Source organism: Methyloceanibacter sp., from assembly GCF_035650995.1.
Taxonomy (GTDB): domain Bacteria; phylum Pseudomonadota; class Alphaproteobacteria; order Rhizobiales; family Methyloligellaceae; genus Methyloceanibacter.
The window spans coordinates 1-2,821 of record NZ_DASRGO010000077.1 but is presented as its reverse complement, the minus strand read 5'-3'; the positions used below and the strand labels follow the sequence as shown (position 1 = coordinate 2,821).

The 2,821-nt window shown below is 65.8% G+C and carries 2 protein-coding genes and 1 pseudogene; 2 read left to right on the top strand and 1 reads right to left on the bottom strand.

The genetic code is table 11. The annotated features are described in order from the left end of the window. Both VFB18_RS06205 and VFB18_RS06200 read left to right on the top strand, forming a co-directional pair. Positions 1-217: pseudogene (locus VFB18_RS06205) on the top strand (phytoene/squalene synthase family protein); the annotation flags it as partial. 25 nt (positions 218-242) lie between these two features. Beyond that, entirely contained in the window at positions 243-2,051 is a 1,809-nt protein-coding gene (locus tag VFB18_RS06200) for a DUF4153 domain-containing protein (RefSeq protein ID WP_324972328.1), read from the top strand. 4 nt (positions 2,052-2,055) lie between these two features. On the opposite strand, the gene trmFO is transcribed toward VFB18_RS06200, so the two are convergent. Continuing rightward, the coding region (trmFO, locus tag VFB18_RS06195; RefSeq protein WP_324972325.1) for a methylenetetrahydrofolate--tRNA-(uracil(54)-C(5))-methyltransferase (FADH(2)-oxidizing) TrmFO at positions 2,056-2,821 on the bottom strand (766 nt) is incomplete at its 5' end.

The window sequence follows — 2,821 nt, the reverse complement described above, 5'->3', positions numbered from 1 at the left end:
CCTGCTTGCCGAACTCCGCGCGAGCGCGTGTGAGTCCTTGGCCGAGGCGCGGGCGGAGATTGCCAGGCTCGATCCGACCGCGCGCGGCGCATTCATTCCCTTGTCCCTGGTTGGGCCTTATCTTTCCACACTCAAGAAGGTTGGGCGCGACCCCTTGCGCGAGATCGCCGACATCAACCCGCTTTATCGCCTGTGGCGCCTGGCGCGCGCCAACTAGGCACGGGAGGCAGGGAACGAACGAGATGGTCGAAGCGCTGCGCACATCCTGGTGGCGGCGAAGGCGTCCCGATCTGGCGGCCGCGGCCTCGCGCTTTCCGCTCCCCGTTTTGATCGCGGGACTGCTCACTTTCTATCGCCTCAATCACGACTTCGCTCGCGACGTCGATATGAGGATCATGGGGGCGCTCGTCGCGTCGTTCTTATGGGCAGTCGCCGTCGATTTGTTCAGCGAGAGCGGGAGGCGCCCATTCGCCGCGCGCGTTGCGCTGTGGATTGCCGGCATCGCCGCCATCGCCGCATTGTTCCATTTCTTCTGGGAGCTTTGGGTCAGCCCGCATCTCCTACTCGGCGCCTTGCTCATCCTCGTCGGACTGGCCGCCTATCTCGGCCGGCAAGGGTCCAACGCCGCCTTCTGGCTCTTCAATCATCGCCTCTGGCTCGGGGCTGCGCTCGCGGCAGTGGGCGCCGGCCTGTTTGCCGCCGGGCTCGTTGCCATCATCGAAACGGTAAAGCTGCTGTTCGGGCTCACACCGCCCGCCCACATGCAGGAGCACATCGCCACGCTCGGCCTCTGCTTCGTGGCGCCGGTGAGCTTCCTCGCCTTCGCCCCGTCGAGCTTCACCGACCCCATCACCGCGCGCGAAGAAGGCGACTTCACCATGCGCGCGGCGGCCGCGCTCACAAAATTCGTGCTCGTGCCGCTGCTCCTCGTCTACACCGCGATCCTCTATGCATATGCGGTCAAGATTGCCCTCGCCTGGGAGCTGCCTAAGGGCACGCTCGGCGGCATGGTCGTTGGTTATCTCCTGGTTGGTGCTGCGACCTTGCTCGTCGGCTATCCGAGCCGAGAGACCGGTGGGGCGCACGTGCGCTTCTTCTTCAACTATTGGGTCGAGCTGACCGCGCTTCCCGTGCTGCTCCTGTTCGTCGCCGTCGGCCGCCGCATCGCCGACTACGGCGTGACCGAGCAGCGCTATCTCATGGTCTTGATCGGCGTTTGGGCGCTGATCCTGGCAGGCTTGCGGGTCGCGCGCGGTGGGGATTTCGACTTGCGGCCCGTGCCCGGCGTGCTCGCCGCCCTGATGCTTGCCGCGTCATTCGGACCCGGCGGCGCCATCGGCGTCTCGGTCATGAGCCAGAAGCAACAGCTCGCCGAGTTGTTGACCGCGAAGGGCATGTTGGTGGAGGGCAGGATCGTGCCGCGCGGAGAGGGCGCTCCCGAGAATCCGCTCGGCAGCGAGGCGTGGCGCGCGCGGAGCATCGAGTGGTACCTCAACACGCACCGCGCGCTTCATTTGCTTGCGCCGTGGTTCGCCGGCCTTCCGAACGACCCCTTCGCCGCGGGCAAGAGTCCCGATGAGACCGCGCGAGATCTGCTCCTTGCGCTTGGACTTCGTGCCGACCTCGGGAACTCTTCGGGCGTCGTCCATTTCACCCATCATTCCAATACGCCTATTGTGCTCGCGCCGCCCAAGGACGCCTATGTGATCGGGCCTATTGTGTTCGAGGCAAGCACCCCGGTCCTTGCAATCGCGCCCAAGACCGTTGTCGTGGATGGGCTCGGAACCGTCACGCTCGCGCTCGCTGACCGAAAGCTTAGCGCTCGCCTCGAAGATGGCGCGACGGCCAGCTTCGATATCGACCAAGCGGTGAAGGAGGTCTATGCGCGGGGCTGGCCCAACGTCATGGACCATCGGCCGATCGCGTTGAAAGCCGCCGCGAGCGGCCTCGACGGCACGATGATCATCGACAATCTGAACGGCACCTATCAGGAGCCCGACTTCGACATCTCGCTGCTCCGCTTCTGGCTCGTGCTCGGCAGAGCGGGCTAGCGCTCTACTCGGCCGCGACCGAGGTTGAGCGGCCGAGCCAGACATCGAGATCGGCGAGCGCGCGACCGGTCAGCGCCCGCTTGCGATCGAGGCCCTTCGGGCCGCGTTTCGCCGTCCTCTCGGCGATGGGCGGGAAGAGCCCGAAATTCACGTTCATCGGCTGGAAGCTCCGCGCGGCGCCTTCGCCGTCTGCGTTCAGATGACCGCCGGTGATGTGGGCAAGAAGCGCACCAAGCGCCGTGGTCGGTGGCGGCGGCGAGATCGGCTGACCGAGCTGCTCGGCGGCGGCAAACCGTCCGGCGAGCAGCCCGATGCCGGCGGACTCGACATAGCCTTCGACGCCGGTGATCTGGCCGGCAAACCTCAGCCGCGGGTCGGCCTTCAGGCGAAGGCTCGTATCCAGCAGCTTGGGGCTATTGAGGAACGTGTTGCGATGTAGCCCCCCGAGTCTCGCGAACTCGGCCCGTTCGAGGCCCGGAATCATGCGGAACACGCGCATCTGCTCGCCGTGTTTCAGCTTGGTCTGGAAGCCGACCATATTCCACAGCGTGCCGAGCGCGTTGTCCTGGCGAAGCTGCACGACGGCATAAGGCCTCATGCCGGGCCGATGCGGATTTGACAGGCCGACGGGCTTCATCGGTCCATAACGCAGCGTCTCGGTCCCACGCTCGGCCATCACTTCGATCGGCAGGCAGCCCTCGAAATAGGGCGTTCCCTCGAACTCCTTGAACGCCGTCTTCTCGGCCGCCAGCAGCGCGGCGATGAAGGCC

Coding starts and splice junctions, on each gene's coding strand:
- VFB18_RS06200 (WP_324972328.1), top strand. CDS start 243: ATGGTCGAAGCGCTGCGCACATCCTGGTGGCGGCGAAGGCGTCCCGAT.